The sequence below is a fragment of the Nocardia arthritidis NBRC 100137 genome, assembly GCF_001612765.1.
In the GTDB taxonomy this organism is placed as follows: domain Bacteria; phylum Actinomycetota; class Actinomycetes; order Mycobacteriales; family Mycobacteriaceae; genus Nocardia; species Nocardia arthritidis.
The window spans coordinates 1-16320 of the sequence record NZ_BDBB01000051.1; the positions used below are offsets into that span (position 1 = coordinate 1).

General features: G+C 69.7%; 20 protein-coding genes and 1 pseudogene. 7 read left to right on the top strand and 14 right to left on the bottom strand.

What is annotated here, in order from left to right; all coding sequences use genetic code 11:
• Nucleotides 1–113: 113 nt before the first annotated feature.
• Entirely contained in the window at nt 114–1022 is a 909-nt protein-coding gene (gene dapA, locus NA8_RS28325; RefSeq protein WP_040868050.1) for a 4-hydroxy-tetrahydrodipicolinate synthase, read from the bottom strand.
• A 148-nt stretch (nt 1023–1170) separates the two neighbouring features.
• Here dapA and NA8_RS28330 point away from each other — a divergent pair, with 148 nt between their 5' ends.
• Nucleotides 1171–1614: a hypothetical protein gene (locus NA8_RS28330; protein ID WP_063053393.1), complete on the top strand. Its 444-nt coding sequence runs from the start codon at nt 1171–1173 to the stop codon at nt 1612–1614.
• Nucleotides 1615–1624: 10 nt separating this feature from the next.
• On the opposite strand, the gene NA8_RS28335 is transcribed toward NA8_RS28330, so the two are convergent.
• The 8 genes from NA8_RS28335 to NA8_RS28370 form a co-directional block, all read right to left on the bottom strand.
• Nucleotides 1625–2824, bottom strand: a complete 1200-nt coding sequence (locus NA8_RS28335; protein WP_063053394.1) for a winged helix-turn-helix domain-containing protein — start codon at nt 2822–2824, stop codon at nt 1625–1627.
• Between the two features lie 44 nt (nt 2825–2868).
• Nucleotides 2869–3888, bottom strand: coding sequence for a DUF8320 family protein (locus NA8_RS28340; RefSeq protein ID WP_063053395.1), 1020 nt, complete (start codon nt 3886–3888; stop codon nt 2869–2871).
• A complete protein-coding gene (locus NA8_RS28345) occupies nt 3881–5155 on the bottom strand; it encodes an ATP-binding protein (RefSeq protein WP_245664041.1) in 1275 nt (424 codons plus the stop codon). Before NA8_RS28345 ends, NA8_RS28340 begins: the two co-directional genes overlap by 8 nt.
• Before the next feature lie 11 nt (nt 5156–5166).
• Entirely contained in the window at nt 5167–5886 is a 720-nt protein-coding gene (locus NA8_RS28350; RefSeq protein ID WP_063053397.1) for a DNA-binding response regulator, read from the bottom strand.
• Between the two features lie 76 nt (nt 5887–5962).
• Complete coding sequence (locus NA8_RS28355) at nt 5963–6415, bottom strand: flavodoxin family protein (protein ID WP_169810575.1); 453 nt, start codon at nt 6413–6415, stop codon at nt 5963–5965.
• A gap of 28 nt (nt 6416–6443) precedes the next feature.
• Nucleotides 6444–6944 carry a hypothetical protein gene (locus tag NA8_RS28360; protein ID WP_063053398.1) on the bottom strand — a complete coding sequence of 167 codons (501 nt, stop codon included), beginning with the start codon at nt 6942–6944 and terminating at the stop codon, nt 6444–6446.
• 40 nt (nt 6945–6984) lie between these two features.
• Nucleotides 6985–7731 carry a 4-hydroxy-tetrahydrodipicolinate reductase gene (dapB, locus tag NA8_RS28365; protein WP_063053399.1) on the bottom strand — a complete coding sequence of 249 codons (747 nt, stop codon included), beginning with the start codon at nt 7729–7731 and terminating at the stop codon, nt 6985–6987.
• Nucleotides 7732–7818: 87 nt separating this feature from the next.
• Nucleotides 7819–8265 carry a MarR family winged helix-turn-helix transcriptional regulator gene (locus NA8_RS28370; RefSeq protein WP_157106968.1) on the bottom strand — a complete coding sequence of 149 codons (447 nt, stop codon included), beginning with the start codon at nt 8263–8265 and terminating at the stop codon, nt 7819–7821.
• 75 nt (nt 8266–8340) lie between these two features.
• Between NA8_RS28370 and NA8_RS28375 the strand changes: the two genes are divergently transcribed.
• Entirely contained in the window at nt 8341–8775 is a 435-nt protein-coding gene (locus NA8_RS28375) for a MarR family winged helix-turn-helix transcriptional regulator (RefSeq protein ID WP_063053401.1), read from the top strand.
• A gap of 23 nt (nt 8776–8798) precedes the next feature.
• Here NA8_RS28375 and NA8_RS28380 read toward each other — a convergent pair whose 3' ends face one another.
• A complete protein-coding gene (locus NA8_RS28380) occupies nt 8799–9911 on the bottom strand; it encodes an alcohol dehydrogenase catalytic domain-containing protein (protein WP_063053402.1) in 1113 nt (370 codons plus the stop codon).
• 160 nt (nt 9912–10071) lie between these two features.
• Between NA8_RS28380 and NA8_RS28385 the strand changes: the two genes are divergently transcribed.
• Nucleotides 10072–10464: a DUF4440 domain-containing protein gene (locus NA8_RS28385; RefSeq protein ID WP_063053403.1), complete on the top strand. Its 393-nt coding sequence runs from the start codon at nt 10072–10074 to the stop codon at nt 10462–10464.
• Nucleotides 10465–10615: 151 nt separating this feature from the next.
• Nucleotides 10616–11041: a YbaB/EbfC family nucleoid-associated protein gene (locus NA8_RS28390; RefSeq protein WP_169810576.1), complete on the top strand. Its 426-nt coding sequence runs from the start codon at nt 10616–10618 to the stop codon at nt 11039–11041.
• 212 nt (nt 11042–11253) lie between these two features.
• Here NA8_RS28390 and NA8_RS28395 read toward each other — a convergent pair whose 3' ends face one another.
• Complete coding sequence (locus NA8_RS28395) at nt 11254–11742, bottom strand: FBP domain-containing protein (protein ID WP_063053405.1); 489 nt, start codon at nt 11740–11742, stop codon at nt 11254–11256.
• Between the two features lie 232 nt (nt 11743–11974).
• Between NA8_RS28395 and NA8_RS28400 the strand changes: the two genes are divergently transcribed.
• A complete protein-coding gene (locus tag NA8_RS28400) occupies nt 11975–12919 on the top strand; it encodes a YihY/virulence factor BrkB family protein (RefSeq protein ID WP_245664043.1) in 945 nt (314 codons plus the stop codon).
• Between the two features lie 29 nt (nt 12920–12948).
• Nucleotides 12949–13206, top strand: a pseudogene (locus tag NA8_RS28405) (low affinity iron permease family protein); the annotation flags it as partial.
• A gap of 55 nt (nt 13207–13261) precedes the next feature.
• On the opposite strand, the gene NA8_RS34130 reads toward NA8_RS28405, so the two are convergent.
• Nucleotides 13262–13411, bottom strand: a complete 150-nt coding sequence (locus NA8_RS34130; protein WP_157106969.1) for a hypothetical protein — start codon at nt 13409–13411, stop codon at nt 13262–13264.
• 384 nt (nt 13412–13795) lie between these two features.
• Here NA8_RS34130 and NA8_RS28410 point away from each other — a divergent pair, with 384 nt between their 5' ends.
• Nucleotides 13796–14749 (top strand): helix-turn-helix transcriptional regulator, encoded by a 954-nt coding sequence (locus tag NA8_RS28410; protein ID WP_063053408.1) that lies wholly within the window; start codon nt 13796–13798, stop codon nt 14747–14749.
• 58 nt (nt 14750–14807) lie between these two features.
• Here the strand turns inward: NA8_RS28410 and NA8_RS28415 are convergent, their stop codons facing one another.
• Complete coding sequence (locus tag NA8_RS28415) at nt 14808–15629, bottom strand: SigB/SigF/SigG family RNA polymerase sigma factor (RefSeq protein ID WP_063053409.1); 822 nt, start codon at nt 15627–15629, stop codon at nt 14808–14810.
• Between the two features lie 80 nt (nt 15630–15709).
• Nucleotides 15710–16234, bottom strand: coding sequence for an STAS domain-containing protein (locus NA8_RS28420; RefSeq protein ID WP_063053410.1), 525 nt, complete (start codon nt 16232–16234; stop codon nt 15710–15712).
• Nucleotides 16235–16320 lie beyond the last annotated feature (86 nt).

Sequence of the window (16320 nt, forward strand, 5' to 3'; positions counted from 1 at the left end):
CGCGGCGGCCTCCGGCGACGTGGCAGGCGTCCGCTGCTCGGCCGGTGCCGCGGAGGGAGCGGGCGCTCCCGCGGGGCGGGAGGCGCTGCGGCGGCGACGGGATAGAGACTCGCTCACGAGAGCACCCCCGCCGAGCGCAGGTCGGCGGCGAGCGCTTCCAATTGCTCACCGGTCGGCATCAGCTGGGGCAACCGTGGCTCCCCGACCTCCACGCCGAGCAGCCGCAGGCCACCCTTGCTCATCGCGACACCGCCCAGCCTGGCCATCGCGGCGTGCAACGGCAGCAGCGTGGTGTTGATCTCGCGGGCGCGCACGACCTCGCCCGCCGTATACGCTTCCAGCAATGCGCGCAACCGTTCGGGCGCGAGATGTCCGATGACGCTGATGAATCCGGCCGCGCCGACCGACAGCCACGGCAGGTTGAGCGCATCGTCGCCGGAGTAGAACGTCAGGCCGGTGCTCGCGATGAGTTCGGCGCCCATGTTCAGGTCGCCCTTGGCGTCCTTGACCGCGACGATGCGCGGGTGCTCGGCGAGCTTGCGGATGGTGTCACTGGCGATCGGCACCACCGACCGCCCGGGGATGTCGTACAAGGTCACCGGCAGGTCGGTGGCATCCGCGACGGCGGTGAAGTGAGCGATCAGCCCCTCCTGGGAGGGCCGGGAGTAGTAGGGCGTCACCACGAGCAAACCGTGTGCACCCGCGCGCTGCGCGTTGCGCGCGAGTTCGATCGAGTGCGCGGTGTCGTAGGTGCCCGCGCCCGCGATCACGGTCGCGCGCTCGCCCACGGCATCGACGACGGCGCGCAGCAGATCCGCTTTCTCCGATTCGGTGGTGGTCGGCGATTCACCGGTGGTTCCCGAGATCGCGAGCAGGTCGACGCCGCGGTCGATCAGGCGGGCCGCGAGCGCGACCCCGGCATCGACGTCGAGCTTGCCGTCGGCACTGAAGGGGGTCACCATCGCGACACCTACCGTGCCGGACGCACGCAGCTCCGTTGGCGTCGATTCACCGTTCGTCATGGTCAGAAAGGCTACCCGGTCTGGGACACGCCCTCGACACCGTCGTCGGCGATCAGGCCGCAACACAGACGCGAATCCATATCGACGACGGCGCACTGCTGTCACACCCGCCCTTGCTAGACATCATCTATGACGTCACACTGATGTCATGGATTTGAACAAGTACACCAGTCGGCTGCGCGAGGACCTGATCGCCGCCGCGGCGCTCGGCGACGAGAAGACGCAGGCCACGGCCGCGGCCCTGGCCGCGGCCACCGAAGGCTCGGCCCGCTTGGTCCTGCTCGCCGCGCTGTCGGACCTCGCCGCCGAGGTCAGCGCCGCGCTAGGCGACCGTACGGTGCATGTGTCGATCGACGGCACGGACGCTTCCATCGATGTGCGCAAGAGCACGGTGGGCGACGAGCACCCCACCTTCGAGGAGATGACCGGAGACATCAGCCGGGTCACGCTGCGGCTGGTGGAGCAGATGAAGGCGCGCGCGGAAGAGGCTGCCGCACAGAGCGGTCAGTCCCTGAACTCGTGGCTGTCCAGCGCGGTGCACGGGGCCTTGCGCGACCAGATGCGCGGCTACGGGCCCAAACGCGACATCTGACCCAGTCGCGCTACAGCAACGCGGCCAGATTGCCGCGGTCGCCGATGGCGACCTCGTCCAGTTCGAGCCAATCGGCCAGTTCGCGCAGCGCGCCACCGAGGGCGTGCGCGGTGGCGGGAGTGTCGTATCCGGGCTCGGCGAACGCGGCGGGCACCCACAACCGTCCGTTCGCGCGTTCCGCGCGCAGGTCGACCCGGCCGACGAGTTCACCGTCGAGCAGGAACGGGAAGACGTAATAGCCGTGCACCCGTTTGTGTTCCGGGGTGTAGATCTCGATGCGGTAGTGGAAGTCGAAAATCCGTTCCGTGCGGGCGCGGAAGAAGATCAGCGGGTCGAACGGGCACAGCAGGGCGGCGCCTTCGATCCGCCGCGGTGTCGCGGCGCCCGCCCGCAGATAGGCCGGTTTCCCCCAGCCCGGTACCTCCACCGCGATCAACTCACCCGCGTCGACCAGATCGGCGATGGCGGGCTCGGTCTGGCTGCGATGGAGACGGTAATAGTCGCGCAGGTCCGCTTCCGTGCCGATGCCGTGCGCGGTGGCCGCGCGAAGCACCAGCTCACGGACAGCGTCCTGCTCGGCGACCTCGCGCGCCAGCACATCCGCGGGCAGCACCCGCTCGGTCAGGTCGTAGTGCCTGGTGAAGCCCACCCGGGTGGCCACCGACAGCGCGCCCGCCGCGAACAGTTGTTCGCAGATCATCTTCGTATCGCTGAGGTTCCACCAGGAGCCCTTCGGCCGCGGCTTGTCCAACTCCAGGTGGCGCTCCACCTCACCCGCGGTGGCCGGGCCCACCGCGGTGATCACGTCCAGGATGTCCTTGCCCAGGGTCGGATTGCGCTCGACCACCTTGCGCATACCGGACCAACGCCCGTGCTCGTACCGCCGCATCCGCCAGCGCAACAGCGGCCAGTCCTCGACTGGGATGAGCGCGGCCTCGTGCGCCCAGTACTCGACGAGTGCCCGCGGCCGCCGCGCGCCGTTGCTCCACGCGGCCTGATCCAGCAGGGTGCGATCGTAGGGACCGATCCGGCTGAACACCGGCGCGTAATGCGCCCGCACCACCGCCGACACCGAATCCAGTTGCAGCAGCTGGGTCCTGTCCAAGACCCCGAGCACCGTCCGCCGCGTCGTCCGCCCGGGTCGGCGCACCCCGAAACCCTGCGCCGCCAGCGCCGTTCGCCGCGCCGCCGCCGTACCCATCTTCCGCATGACTGGCAACCATGCCACGAGGCACCGACATCACGATCGCGCCGTCAGGTCGAGACCGTCACCGCGCCGGTGGTGTCGATCTCGGTGCGGCGGTCCCGGTCCGACGCGGTGGCCAGGACGGTGGCCAGGATGCGGCGGCCGGTCGGGAGGATGCGGACGGTGACCGAGCCGTCGTTCGCGGCGTCCAGTTCCCGGGTGGCCGCGTCGATCACTTGCCGGCGCACCCGATGCGGGACGCCGGTGAAACCGCCGTCGTCGAGCAGGATCACCTCGACGCCGCGGGAGCGGGCTCCGCGGGCGGCGCTGCTGAGCTGGTCGGTGGCCAGCTGCGGGGCCCGCAGGCCGTCGCGCAGTTCGGCTTCCAGGAGCCTGCACTGTTCGCGCTCCGCGGCGGTGAGGTCCTCCCCGTCGGCGATGCGTTCCAGGATCGGGCGCGCCACCGCGTCGAGCCGAGCCAGCTGACGGGTGCGTTCGGAGTTCTCCGCGGCCATCGAGGCCTCGGCGGCGGCGCGCATGGCGGCCTCCTCGCGCAGCAGCCGCAGCGAACGCTGGGTGGGCCGCATGATCGCCGCGAACAGGGAGACCCCCGCGACCGTGGCGACCGGCACGATCGAACCGACGACGACGCCCACCCGCAGGCCGGCCACCACACCGACCACGGCGATCACCACGCCGATGCCTGCGACGCCGAGCCAGGCCGCGGCCGAGCGTCCGCGCAGCACCAGCACGGCGAGCACATACGAGGCGGCGAACGCCGTCCACACCTGCTTCGACCAGCCGTGTTCGACATCGAACGAGGTCAGGGTCGTGGCCAGCGGCCCGGAGGCGGCGACGAACACGGTCGCGGGCCAGGGCAGCGGATCGGTCGGCGCCACCAGCACCACGACGCCGGCCAGCGCGAGCACGACCAGTGCCGCGACGGCGGCGGCCACCGGCGATTCGGAGAAGTTCCGGATCATGTACAGCACGATGGTCGCTTCGAGAACGACCAGGAACAGCCAGGCCGCGCGGTCCCGCAGCCCGAGCAGATCCCGCAGCCCGAATTCGGCCTCCCGCTCAGCCATTTCCGCCCCACACCAGCGTCACGGTCGTTCCCTCGCCCGGCTCCGATTCCACGAAGCCGGCGCCGCCGGCCAGCTGACGCATGCGGCCCAGGATGCTCACCGAGATGCCGAGCCGATCGACCGGCACCTCACTCAGGTCGAAACCCGCTCCGTCGTCCCGGAACACCACGCGAATCCCACCCGCGCTGATCGTCACCGTGACGGTCCGGCGCACTTCGCGCCCGGCGACGGTGGCGTGCCGCAGACTGTTGCGCACGGCCTCGGCCAGCGCGGCCGCGATCGTGCTCGCGGCGTCCACCGGCAGATGCAGATCGTCGAACCCGGGCCAGCGTCGCGTGGTGAACCGGATGCCGGGATTCACCTCGTGCACGGCGGAGCGGAGGAACCCGATCGCGGACTGCGCGTCCAAGCGGTCGGGTTCGTACCCGGCCACCCGGCACTCGTCGAGCTGTTCCAGGGTCCGTTCGGCCTGGCGGCGCAGTACCGGTGATTCGGTCCCCGCTCGCGAGGCGTCCAGCAAGGTGGACAGCACCGCGTCGTGGATCAGCGCGGCGAAGCGCGCACGTTCCCGCTCCCGGGCCGCCGCGCCCGCGACCGCCGCCGCGCGGCTGCTCTCGATCGCCGACTCACGATCCACTCGCACGGCCGCCGCCCTGGCATAGATCACGCACCACAGGAACAGCGCGCTCAATCCGGCGGCCCTGGCGAAGTCGCCGAGCAGCGCGAGCGCGGTGGTCTCCCGCAGCACGACCAGATTCGCCAGCGCGCTGAACGCCGCGCCCACCACCAGGTACGCCACGGCGAGCGGCGGTCGCCAAGCGAGCACCGCCGCGAGGACGCCGAGCGCCAGCACCCGGTACAACCACACCGACGCCCCTTCGGCGTCCGGCACGGCATACGCCAGCGGAACCACCGCCATGGCCGCGAGGAAACTCACCGCCGCCGCGCCGGCGACCCGCTGGATCATCCGCCTGCTCATGCCGAACGAGACGATCGCGAGCACCGGGAACAGTCCGAACGCCAGCGCCACCTCGACCACCGTCCACCGGACCGGCACGAAGCGGCTCTGGTCGGCGATCTCGGGCAGCTCGACGACCGCGGCGATCACCCCGGCGATGCCGATGGCCAGGCCGAATCTGCGCAAGATGCGGTCGGCGGCGCCCTCGGAAGCTTTCTCCCCGGACAGCGCGATGACTCCGCGACGCCAGCGGTTCGCACGGAACCGGTCGAGCGGGAGGGAGCGAGAACGCGACTTGGTGTCCAGCATGCTGGACGCGATCATCCGCGCGGATGCCGCTCGGGAACCGGCAGCCAGCCGTCCTCGACCGCCCGCTTGTACAGGTCGGTTTTGGTCGGCGCGGGACGACCGGCGTCGGCGTACTTCTGGCGGATGCGGCCGAGATAGTCGTTGACCGTCTGCTCGGACAAACCGGTCAACCGCGCGACCCTGGAGGCTTTCTCCCCGGACGCGTACAGGGTGAGCACTTCCTCCTGACGCGGGCTCAGGCCCACATCGGACAGTTGCGGATCGCCGTCGATGGCGGCGGCCCAATCGGTGGTCACCACCTGCTCGCCGCCGGCCGCACGGCGTACGGCGGCGACGACGGTCGGCACGTCCTCGGATTTGCGCACCACGCCCAGCACCCCGGCGCGCGCGGCGGCGCGCACCAGGAAGGCGTTGTCCGCGCCGGTGAAGACCAGCACCTCGATACCGCGGCTACGCAGGGCGCGCACGTTGTCCTCGGGCGAGGACCCGTCGGCCAGCCGCAGGTCCAGCACCACCAGGTCCAGCTTCGGCGCGCCGTCGGCGGCGGCGAGCAATTCCGGCACGGTGCCCGCCGTCAGCACCAGATCGAGATCGGTTTCCGGCGCGAGCATCGCGGCGAGACCGATGGCGACCGATTCGTGGTCCTCGACCAATCCGATTCGGCGCGGGGTGTTCTCGTTCCCTTCGGCCCAGGTCACCTGGCTCTCCCATCCCGAGCTACTCGTAAACATCCCCACCGCGACAACAACCGCAGACAGTATGCCGGTCGATGGTGCGCCATGGTCAGACACCAGAATTCGGGGGTGCTCAGGCCATGAGCCCGGCCGCCAGGGTGGCCCCCAGCTCCCAGCACCGCCGCAGGTCTTCCTTGGCGGGCGGACCGGAGATCACCACCGCGGCGGCGGCCTGTTCCCAGCCCAGTCCGGTCGTGACGCTCACCACCCCGCGCTCGGCGCCTTCGGTGCCTTCGTTGCCGTGCAGGTACAGGCCATACGGACGACCGCGCGTGGAGTCGAGGCACGGATAGTAGAACGTGTCGAACGCGTGCTTGAGCGCGCCGCTCATGTATCCGAGGTTCGCCGGACTGCCCAGCAGGAAGCCGTCGGCGGCGAGCACGTCGGAGGCGGTGACGGCCAGCGCGGCGCGGCGCACCACCTCCACGCCTTCGATCTCCGGGTCGGTGGCCCCGGCGACGACGGCCTCGAACATCGCCTGCATATGCGGGGACGGCGTGTGATGGATGATCAGCAACCGGGCCACCCCGCGATAGTATCGGCCCGCGCGGCGGTCAGGCGGTGTCGCGCTCGTGCCGTTCCAGCGCGACCGCGCGGCGCATGGTCTCGCGGGCTCTGGTGCGGTCCCCCGCGTAGTCGTAGGCGCGCGCGAGGCGGTAGGAGACGCGCCAGTTGTCCGGGTCGGCCTCCCACTCCGCCTTGACCGTGGCGAACAGTTCGTCGGCCGCCGCGCGTTCGATGCGACCGGAGGGCAGGCGCGGCAGATCGGCGGTGTCGAGCTCGAGGCCCTCGTCGTGGATGCGCCGCGCCAGGTGCTGATGCGCCAGGGCCGCGCGCACGGTGGCCACGACGATCCAGACCCCCAGCAGCGGCAGGATCAGCACGCCGACGCCGATCACGATCGCCGCCACGTCGCCGGAACCGATCAAGCCGAACGCGATCCGGCCGAGCAGCAGGAAGTAGAAGCCGAGCACCAGGATGAGGGCCGCGATCAGTGCGACGACCTTGAGGACTTCCCCGCCGCCCTTCCGATCGGCCCGGTCCGAGCCGCTCACGGGCGCGCTCCGACGGGCGCCGTGCCAGGCCGCCGCGCGATCACAGGTCCAGGAACGGGTCGAGTCCGACGGTGAGACCAGGGCGGTTGGCGATCTCTCGCACGCCGAGCAGCACGCCTGGGGCGAACGACGAGCGGTCGATGGAGTCGTGCCGGATGGTGAGCGTCTCACCCTGGGTGCCGAACAGCACCTCCTGATGGGCGACCAGACCGGCCAGGCGCACGGAGTGCACCCGCACTCCGTCCACGTCGGCGCCGCGCGCACCCTCCAGTTCGGTCGTCGTCGCGTCGGGACTGCGGTTGAGGCCCGCCTTGTCCCGGGCGGCGGCGATCAGGCCTGCCGTGCGGTAGGCGGTGCCGGAGGGCGCGTCCGCCTTGTTGGGGTGGTGCAGTTCGATGACCTCCACCGATTCGAAGAAGCGGGCGGCCTGCTCGGCGAATCGCATGGACAGCACCGCGCCGATGGCGAAATTCGGCGCGATCAGCACACCGACATCCGGGCGACCGGCCAGCCAACCGCGCACCTGCGTCAACCGGGCCTCGTCGAATCCGGTGGTGCCGACCACCGCGTGGATGCCGTGTTCCACCAGGAACTCCAGATTCCCCATCACCACGTCCGGGTGGGTGAAGTCGACGACCACCTGCGTGTCCGCCGCGGTGAACGCCTCGAGCGAATCGTCCTTGTCGACGGCGGCGACCAGTTCCAGATCCTCCGCCGCCGTCACCGCCGCGCAGATCGCCTGTCCGACTTTGCCACGCGCTCCGAGCACTCCGACCCGAATGGCCACCGCACCTCCTCGTTCCGTTTCCGGTCGGGATCAGCCTAATGGGCCCGGTCGAGCGCGATCCCTCCGCCGCCCGGCCGGGCCCGGCGTTCATCGCGCCGCCTGCGGTTCACCGGCCTCCGGGTTCGGCGCACCCGCGAGATTCGCGGCCATCTTCTGCAGCAACCGCAGCACCTCGGCGAATTGCTCGTCGGCGATGCCCTCCGCCATCTGCCGCCTGCGCTGGGCGATCCGGACGAAGGCCGCCTCGTGCGTGACGCGGCCCCGCTCGGTCAGCGACAGCACACCCGCGTCGTCGGAGACCAGGCCGGCGGCCACGAGTTCGGCCAGTTCGGTGGGCCATTCGGAGTCGTCGGCCCAGAAGGTGTCGAGCGCGTCGCGGATATCGTCGGCGCGCTGCGGTCCGTCGGCCAGCGAGTGCAGACTCTGCCAGCGTCTGCGACTCAACCCGCCCGACGCGAGGTCTTCGTCGAAGCGCTGGTTGATCAACCGATCGAGTTCCACGAGCCAGTAACCGATACCGCGCTGGATGGCCATCACCACTCCTATACATGTCTATCTACAATCACATGTGATCTTACATATATATTTCGAGCATGACAGAGTGGAGTCATGGACGACCACGATGCGATCACCGTCGCCGTGGAAGCGGCGATGGTCCGAATCCGGCGCAGGCAGACGCGCGGTGCGCTGAGCGACGGCGCGATTCCCGTCGCTGTGTTCCGTGTACTGGACGCCGTCGCCGACGGCTCGGCCGCCACGGTCGGCGCACTCGCTCCGGCGCTCAGCGTCGATCAGCCCAGGGCGAGTCGCCTGGTGGCGCAGGCGGTTTCCGCCGGCCTGCTGGAACGCGTCGCCGATCAGCGCGACGGTCGGCGTTCGGTCCTGCGCCTCACCGCCGCCGGTAACCGGGCGGTGGCCGAAGCCAGAAAGGGCAGGCGCACGACCATGGCCGCCGCCATGGCCGACTGGACGCCGGCGGAGCGCGCCGACTTCGCCCGTCTGCTCGAACGATTCGTCGACGCGATGGACCGGCCCGCGGGCTGAACGATCGCCGGCGACAGGCCGGGTCAGTCGAAGACGATGACCTGGCGCAAGGCGTGCCCCGCGGCGAGTTCGTCCATGGCGCGGTTGATTTCGTCGAGCCCGACGTGCGCCGAGACCAGCCGCTCCACCGGCAGGCGTCCCGCCCGCCACATGCGGACGTACTCGGGAATGTCCCGGGATGGCACCGCGGAGCCGAGGTAGCTGCCGACGACGGAACGGCCTTGAGCGACCAAGGCCAGCGGAGAAATGGCGGCACGGGCGTCCGGGGCGGGCAGCCCGACGGTGACCGTCGTACCGCCGGGCGCGGTCGCCGCGACGGCGGTCTCGAAGGCGCGGACGTTGCCCGCGGCCTCCACCACCACCTCGGCCTGCACACCGAGTTCGGCGATCTCGGCCGGGGTATAGGCAGCGTGCGCACCCAGCTCCCGGGCGAGAGCGAGCTTGTCCGGCACGGTGTCGACCGCGATCACTTCGTGCCCTGCCGCGGCGAGCGACACCGCGACCAGCACCGCCGCCATACCGACGCCACCCAGACCGACGACCATGATCCGGTCCCCGGTGCCCGGTCGCGCCGAATTCAGCAGAGCGCCACCGCCGGTCAGCACCGCGCAGCCGAGGACGGCGGCGATCTCGGCGGGCACGTCGTCGTCGACCGGCACCACCGACCTGCGATCCACCACCGCGTGCGTGGCGAAAGCGGAAACACCCAGGTGGTGGTGCACCTCGGCGCCGTCGCGGGACAATCGCCGCCCGCCGTTGAGCAACTCGCCCGCATTGTTGGCGATGCTGCCGGGCACACAGGGCGTGCGGCCGTCGGTCGCGCACCCGGCGCATTCGCCACACCGCGGCAGGAAGGTCATGACCACGCGCTGCCCGACCGCGATATCGCCGCCGCCGGGACCGACCGCTTCCACCTCCCCGGCGGCCTCGTGGCCCAGCAGCATGGGCACCGGGCGGACCCGGTTTCCGTCCACCACGGACAGGTCCGAATGACACAGCCCCGCCGCCTCGATCCGGACCAGCAGTTCTCCCGGCCCCGGCTCGCGTAGTTCCAGATCACACACGGTGATCGGGGCCGACTCGGCGAACGGCGCGGGCGCCGCGATCCGCTCCAGGACCGCTCCACGAATCTTCATTCCGCCGACGCTACCGCTCGCTGCGGTCCGAGCCCACCGAGAACGTCCGTGAGACCGGACTTCGAACCACGGACCCGTGGCACCGGTTGATCTGCGCCGACCCGGCGGATCGCGATCCGGCTCGCAGAGGGGGCGATCGCAGCGTGCGTACGATGCGCGAATGGGTGTGGATCTGGCCGATGTGGTCGAACGCTTGCATGCCGACCTCGCGGCGTGGCTCGGGTCGGCGGCGCCGGACGAGGTGTTCGAGCGGTTCGCGGCGGCGCAGCACGAGCGGTTCAGCATGGTGACCACCGGTGGTGAAGTGCTGGGGCGCAACGCGTTGCTGGCGGGTCTGCGGGGTGCGCGCAACGCCGTGCCCGGCCTCACCATCGAGGTGTCCGAGGTCGAAGAGCTCCAGCGATCCGGCGGCATCGCGGTCGTGCGGTTCCTGGAGACGCACCGGGCGCCCGGCGGCACCACGCATCGCCGGGTGACCGCCGTTCTGACGACCGAGGATCCCGGTGGCGTTCGCTGGCTGACGGTGCACGAGACCGAGAACTCGCCGGCCTGACCATTCCCAGCAGAGGGATGTGCGCGCCGCGGCCGCGCCCCGAGTGCCGGACAATTTCTTGCCTCGTTCCCGGCCGCGAGTCGTCCCGGTGACGACTCGGATCGCGCAGCTGCGGTTCGGGAGTGAGGTGAACCCGAGGAGGTCGGCGCCGGTGGATCGCTGGGAACGCGACGGGCTGCGCTCCGCCAACGGCGGAATCCGCAACCAGGTGGACCACATTCTGGACGCGCTCGCCGAGCAGCGCACTCACCTGTCGGAGGTGCGCGAAAAGCTGGCCGCCGTGCGCTGCACAGCCGAGTCGGCGGACAGCCTGGTTGAGGTGACCGTGGACGCGGCGGGCGTCCTCGTCGATGTGCGCTTCGCCGCGGCGGCACTGCGGAGCACACCGGAACAGCTCGGCCGTTCGGTCACCGAAGCGGGCAGGCAGGCGGCGCGGCTGGCCCGAGACCAGCACGCGGCGATCATCGCTCCGCTCGTCGCCGAAGCCGAAGCGGTGCCCGATCTGCCCGATCTGGTCCCCGGCGCACCCAGCCTGCGTGCGGTGTGGGAACCCACGGATCACGACTCGACCGGCTAGCGGGCTCGGTACCCGAAGCCGTGACTCCTCGCCGGACGGGACGGTCCGGCCGATCCGGGCCGACTCGACCGGCGAGGAATCACGGCCATCCCGAGATCCGTTGCGCTGTGGGCTGGTTCGGGCGGCTCGAGCGTGCGGTCCTCGAGTGTCGGCACATGGCATCTACCTCCGTTCGGATGGCAGCGCGTCGGCTGCCGGGATGGGCAAAGGGATCAGGCGTAGAGCTTCGCGAGGAACGTGTTCAGGTTGTCGCGGACTCGCTCGACCTTTTCCTCGGGCGTGAGGTCCTCGCGGTACCTGCTTCCGAGCGCGGGTCGCTTCTTGTTCCGCGCGTACAGCGAGCAGGCGAGATCGGTGCACATGTAGGTGCCGACCGAGTTACCCCTGCGCCCGGACTCGCCTGCTTTGTGCGCGGTCATCAGCGAGACCCCGCCGCCGGTGTGGGTGGTCAGGCAGATCGCGCACATCTGCGCGCGTCCGGTGCCGCCGGTGGCATACCGCAGGGCGACGCCGACCAGGCGGTCGTCCTGCGGGACGACCAGGTACCCGCGTCCCGGAAAGGACGGATCACTCCAGCCCAGGAAGTCCAGATCCGCCCAGGGCCGCTCGCCCAGGTCCCTGGGCACGGGCAACCGCTTGGCGTCTCCTTTCGAACAGTTGACGAACGACGACCTGATGTCGCGTTCGGTGACGGGTTCCACGATGAAATCTCCTTCGGTCGATCGGTGGGCAAACCGAAACGACGTTACGGTCCCCCGGTGCCGGGAACAACGGATTTTCCGACGTCGCGGGCATTGCGCGCCGCCCCGGGAACAAGCCGGGAGCCGCGAACACCTCGGGCGCGGAGACGGTTTCGCGGCCCATAAGGCGGGTATCCGCGCGCCAGCGGGAGGTGGTGGTAGGCGTCGGGAGGTGATCGGTGAGGTGCAAGACTTGAAGAATGGGTTCGCGGCGCGACGCAGGCTGCGCGGGCCGGCGGATCTGCCGGGACGATCGTGGTGGGGCGTGATCAAGCGGTCGGTCGGCGAGTTCCAGCGGGACAATCTGACCGACTGGGCCGCGGCGCTGACGTATTACAGTGTGCTGTCGCTGTTTCCGGGACTGATCGTCATGACCGCCGGGTTGGGCATGCTCGGACGCAACGACACGCGGGCACTGGTCGACACCATCCGCGAGATCGGACCGGGCAGCGGAACGGATCTGCTGGTCGACGCGGTGAACGAGATCCAGGAAGCGCAAGCCCCGGCCGGGCCGTTGGCGCTGCTCGGGTTGGCGTCGGCGCTGTGGACCGCGTCGGCCTACATCGGCGCGTTCATGCGCGCGACCAACGCCATCTACGACATCCAGGAAGGGCGCCCGATCTGGAAGACCGTGCCGGTGCGGGTAGCCCTGACCGCCGCGGTGGTGGTCCTGCTCGGCGTCTGCACGGTGGGCGTCGTCGTCAGCGGTTCACTCGCCGACCGGATCGGCGGGTGGCTCGGACTCGCGCAGGCCACGATCGCCATCTGGGGCCTCGCCAAGTGGCCGGTGATGATGGCACTGATCAGCCTGGTTTTCGCCCTGCTGTACTGGGCGGCGCCGAATGTGCGGCAGCCGGGATTCCGGTGGCTGACCCCCGGTAGTGCGCTGGCCGTCCTGCTGTGGGCGGGGGCGTCCTGGGGATTCGCGTTCTACGTCGGCCACTTCGGTTCCTACAATCGGGTCTACGGTTCCCTGGGTGGCGTCGTGGTCTTCCTCGTGTGGCTGTGGATCTCGAATATCGCGGTCCTGCTGGGCGCGGAACTGGATGCCGAACTGGCGCGTGCGCGCAACATCGCACACGGCCATCCGGAAGATGCCGAACCGTATCTGCCGCCGCGCGACGATCCCGACGAATGACCAACTGCGGCAACAGGTTCGAGAGGAATTGGGCGCCGACGATCTTCGTCCTGCCGAGCGTCGAAACCTGGCAGATGGTCATCAACACCGCGACGATGATCATCACGTTCCTGCTCGTCGCACTGCTACAGAACACGCAGAGCCGCTCCGACGCCATCCAGCAGAAACTCAACGCGATCGCCGACGGACTGGCCGACCTGATGGGCGAGCTGAGCGCCGACCATCCCGAGCTGCTGCGTCACCGCAAGGAACTCGCCGAGGCCGTCGGGCCGGAGAGCGCCGGGTGACCGGCGCGCGGGCCGGCGGCATGGTGCGCCGCCGGCCCGCGCGGCCACGGATTCGTCACCGCTGATCGGTCTCGGTGTCCTTGCCCGCTTCCCGAATCGCTTCGGCGAGTTCGCCACGCAGACGCTCGGCGTTGGCTTCGTCGCCCGTGTCCTCGGCGGTGGTGATGTCTTGACGCAATTGCGCGATCGTGTCCCGCGAAACCATAGGACCTCCCTCGTCTCTTCGGACGGTTTCCAGTGATGGGGCGAACCGCACCCCTCGTGCTCAGGGTGGCCGCTCGGGCAAGGACGAAACACTCCCGAGACTCGTGCGGGCCGGTGGCGGACGCCGGATGCGCCACAGGCTCGGCTCGATGCGAACGCGCGCCGTAGAGTGGAAGAAGGCCGACGAATGAACCTCGATGAAGCGGGTACACGTCACAGCGGTATGTCCGGATCGGCTTTCGCATCCTGTGGTGACGACCGCAGCCGCTGACCTGCCACCGGATCAACGGTTGTGACCAGTCCGTACGCCGAGCAAAGTGGCTCGACAGACCCTACGAGGTGCCGGACGGGATGCCGTATTCGAGAGAGCAGGAGCGTCGCATCGATGGAATCAGTCACCTTCCACAGCGACAGTCTCGGTGCTACCGAGGACTTCCTCAATCTGAACTACACCAAGATGCGGATCGGCAACAGCACGGGGGTACCGGTCCGGACGAACATCACCCGGAAGCTGCTCGGCCCGGTCAGCCTGGACGAGCTCGAGTTGAGCTTCGACATGAACTACGACGCCCAGCCGCTGGGCAAGATATGCCTGTGCCAGGTGACCACGGGGATGATCGAAGAGAATCACGTCGACGGCGCCACCGACTACTTCCAGGCGGGCGACATCGGGCTGCTCACGCCACCGGATCTGCCGTATTCCGGAGTGGTCCACCACGCCCGTTACAGCATCACGATGTTCGATCCCGCTCTGCTGACGCAGGTCGCCGCCTCGGCCCCGGACCACGACCTGGAACCGATCCGGCTGACAGGTCATCGGCCGGTCTCCCCGGCCGCCGCGCGGCACCTGTCGAACGTGCTCGAGCACATACGCGGTCTCGCCATCGACCGCAGGGTGAACGAACAACCGCTGGTCGCCTCCACTGCCGCGCAGTACCTAGCCGCCAGCGTGCTGCACGCTCTCCCCAGCACGGCACACACCGATCCGACTGCGCGCGACCGCAACGACGCCCACCCCGAGACGGTGCGGCGGGCGCTGGCGTACCTCGAATCGCACGTCCGCGACGACATCACCGTCGCCGACATCGCCGCCGCCGCTTATGTCACCGTCCGTGCGCTGCAACTGGCGTTCCGTCGCCATCTCGACAGCACACCCATGGCGTACCTGCGGCGCCTTCGGTTACGCGGGGCGCACGAACAGCTGCGCGATTGCTCACCCGAGGACGGTCACACCGTGACCTCGATCGCCGCGGCGTGGGGCTTCGCCCATCCGGGACGGTTCGCGACCGCCTACCGCGACGCGTACGGCCGATTCCCCCATACGACGCTCCAGGCGTGATCCCGCGCGCCGTGGCTCGCGGTGATCGCGGCCGAGCGCACCGCGGGGGCAGCCGCGATCAGTCACGCAGAGCGCGCTCTCGAAGCTCGGCGAGCGTCCGCGACAGGACGCGCGAGATGTGCATCTGTGAGACGCCGAGCGCGGCGGCGATCTGGGCTTGCGTACATCCTTCGAAGAAACGCATGCGCAGTAGGCGCCGCTCGCGCTCGGGCAGTTCGGCCAGCAATGGGGCGACCGCGAGCGCTTCATCGGTCAGATCGTAGGAGGGGTCCTCCTCGCCGAACGTCTCCGCGACCCGAACCGCCGCGCCGCCGGTGTCGTCGTCATCGACGACGGCATCGATGGAGTTCGTGGAGTAGGCGTTAGCCGCCAGCAGCGCTTGGGTGACTTCGGTCAGGTCGATGTTCAGCTCCACGGCGATCTCCAGCGCGGTGGGCATTCGTCCCAGACGTTGGGACAGCCGCTCCACGGCCGGGCCGATGGTCAGCTGGATCTCCTTGATCCGGCGCGGGACCCGCACCGCCCAGCTGTGGTCCCGGAAGTGGCGGCGCACCTCCCCCATGATCGTGGGGACCGCGAACGACAGGAACGACGGTCCCCGTGCCGGGTCGAAACGGTCGACCGCGAGCACCAAACCCACGGCGGCGATCTGGTACAGATCGTCATAATTCTCCCCGCGACCGACGAAGCGACGGGCGATATGCTCGGCCAGCGGCAGGCACCGGCGCATGATCTCTTCCCGCAGCCGCGGGCGTCCGGGGTCGTTCTCGGCCAACGCGTGCAATTTCTCGAGCCACGGTTCGATTCCGTCGTAACTGTCGGTTCCACGCCGGGACCGGCGGGGCGTGGCGGTCCTGTGGTTCGCGGTCGCCAGTGACATGAGCTTCCTCGATTCCCCTTTTTCCAACGGTCGACGCGCTCGTGCGATGGCCGACGAGGCGACGGTCGCCGAGTACCGCCCTACCGTTGCGTCAAGCGTTCGTGGGCGGTGTTGTTCGTTTTTCGGATGGTCGAGCGGTGTGCATGTGCGTTCGCGGGATGCGGCCGCTGCTCACCGTCCGCCCGCCCCGCCGCCTCGTCCGCGGCGGCCGCGGATGACCCGCATACGCGCGGCTGGTCGATGCCGTGCATCGCCGGCGCCGGGCGGCACGCCATGACCGGAACGCTCTGCTGCACCGCCAGCAGGTCCAGGACGCGCCGCACGGGCGCCTCATCCGGCACGGTCATGCCGACCGGTACGCCCGCTCGCGCACCCCATCCCGCCAACCGCAGCACCACGCGCACGCCCGCGCAGGACAGAAAACGCACCCCGCACAGGTCGATCACCACCGGAAGGGGGACCGGCGTTGTGTCGCAGTATTTTTCGACGATCTCGGTCATCGACGTGAAGCATTCCTCGGCCGTCGCCGCATCGAGTTCGCCGTGTGTGACGAGGATCAGGCCTTCGCCGGTTCGGATGCCTTCCACGCGGTTCTGACAGGTCATGAGCACCTCCGGCGGCTGGTATCGGCACAAGACCGCAACTTCGAGCCTGGCAGGGAGCGCCGGGGGTGTCAGTGCGATAGACGAAG

Excerpts from the sequence above, each read along its gene's own strand:
- dapA (WP_040868050.1), bottom strand. The coding sequence starts at position 1,022 with ATGACGAACGGTGAATCGACGCCAACGGAGCTGCGTGCGTCCGGCACG.
- NA8_RS28330 (WP_063053393.1), top strand. The coding sequence starts at position 1,171 with ATGGATTTGAACAAGTACACCAGTCGGCTGCGCGAGGACCTGATCGCC.
- NA8_RS28335 (WP_063053394.1), bottom strand. The coding sequence starts at position 2,824 with ATGCGGAAGATGGGTACGGCGGCGGCGCGGCGAACGGCGCTGGCGGCG.
- NA8_RS28340 (WP_063053395.1), bottom strand. The coding sequence starts at position 3,888 with ATGGCTGAGCGGGAGGCCGAATTCGGGCTGCGGGATCTGCTCGGGCTG.
- NA8_RS28345 (WP_245664041.1), bottom strand. The coding sequence starts at position 5,155 with ATGCTGGACACCAAGTCGCGTTCTCGCTCCCTCCCGCTCGACCGGTTC.
- NA8_RS28350 (WP_063053397.1), bottom strand. The coding sequence starts at position 5,886 with ATGTTTACGAGTAGCTCGGGATGGGAGAGCCAGGTGACCTGGGCCGAA.
- NA8_RS28370 (WP_157106968.1), bottom strand. The coding sequence starts at position 8,265 with ATGGCCATCCAGCGCGGTATCGGTTACTGGCTCGTGGAACTCGATCGG.
- NA8_RS28375 (WP_063053401.1), top strand. The coding sequence starts at position 8,341 with ATGGACGACCACGATGCGATCACCGTCGCCGTGGAAGCGGCGATGGTC.
- NA8_RS28380 (WP_063053402.1), bottom strand. The coding sequence starts at position 9,911 with ATGAAGATTCGTGGAGCGGTCCTGGAGCGGATCGCGGCGCCCGCGCCG.
- NA8_RS28385 (WP_063053403.1), top strand. The coding sequence starts at position 10,072 with ATGGGTGTGGATCTGGCCGATGTGGTCGAACGCTTGCATGCCGACCTC.
- NA8_RS34130 (WP_157106969.1), bottom strand. The coding sequence starts at position 13,411 with ATGGTTTCGCGGGACACGATCGCGCAATTGCGTCAAGACATCACCACC.
- NA8_RS28410 (WP_063053408.1), top strand. The coding sequence starts at position 13,796 with ATGGAATCAGTCACCTTCCACAGCGACAGTCTCGGTGCTACCGAGGAC.
- NA8_RS28415 (WP_063053409.1), bottom strand. The coding sequence starts at position 15,629 with ATGTCACTGGCGACCGCGAACCACAGGACCGCCACGCCCCGCCGGTCC.
- NA8_RS28420 (WP_063053410.1), bottom strand. The coding sequence starts at position 16,234 with ATGACCTGTCAGAACCGCGTGGAAGGCATCCGAACCGGCGAAGGCCTG.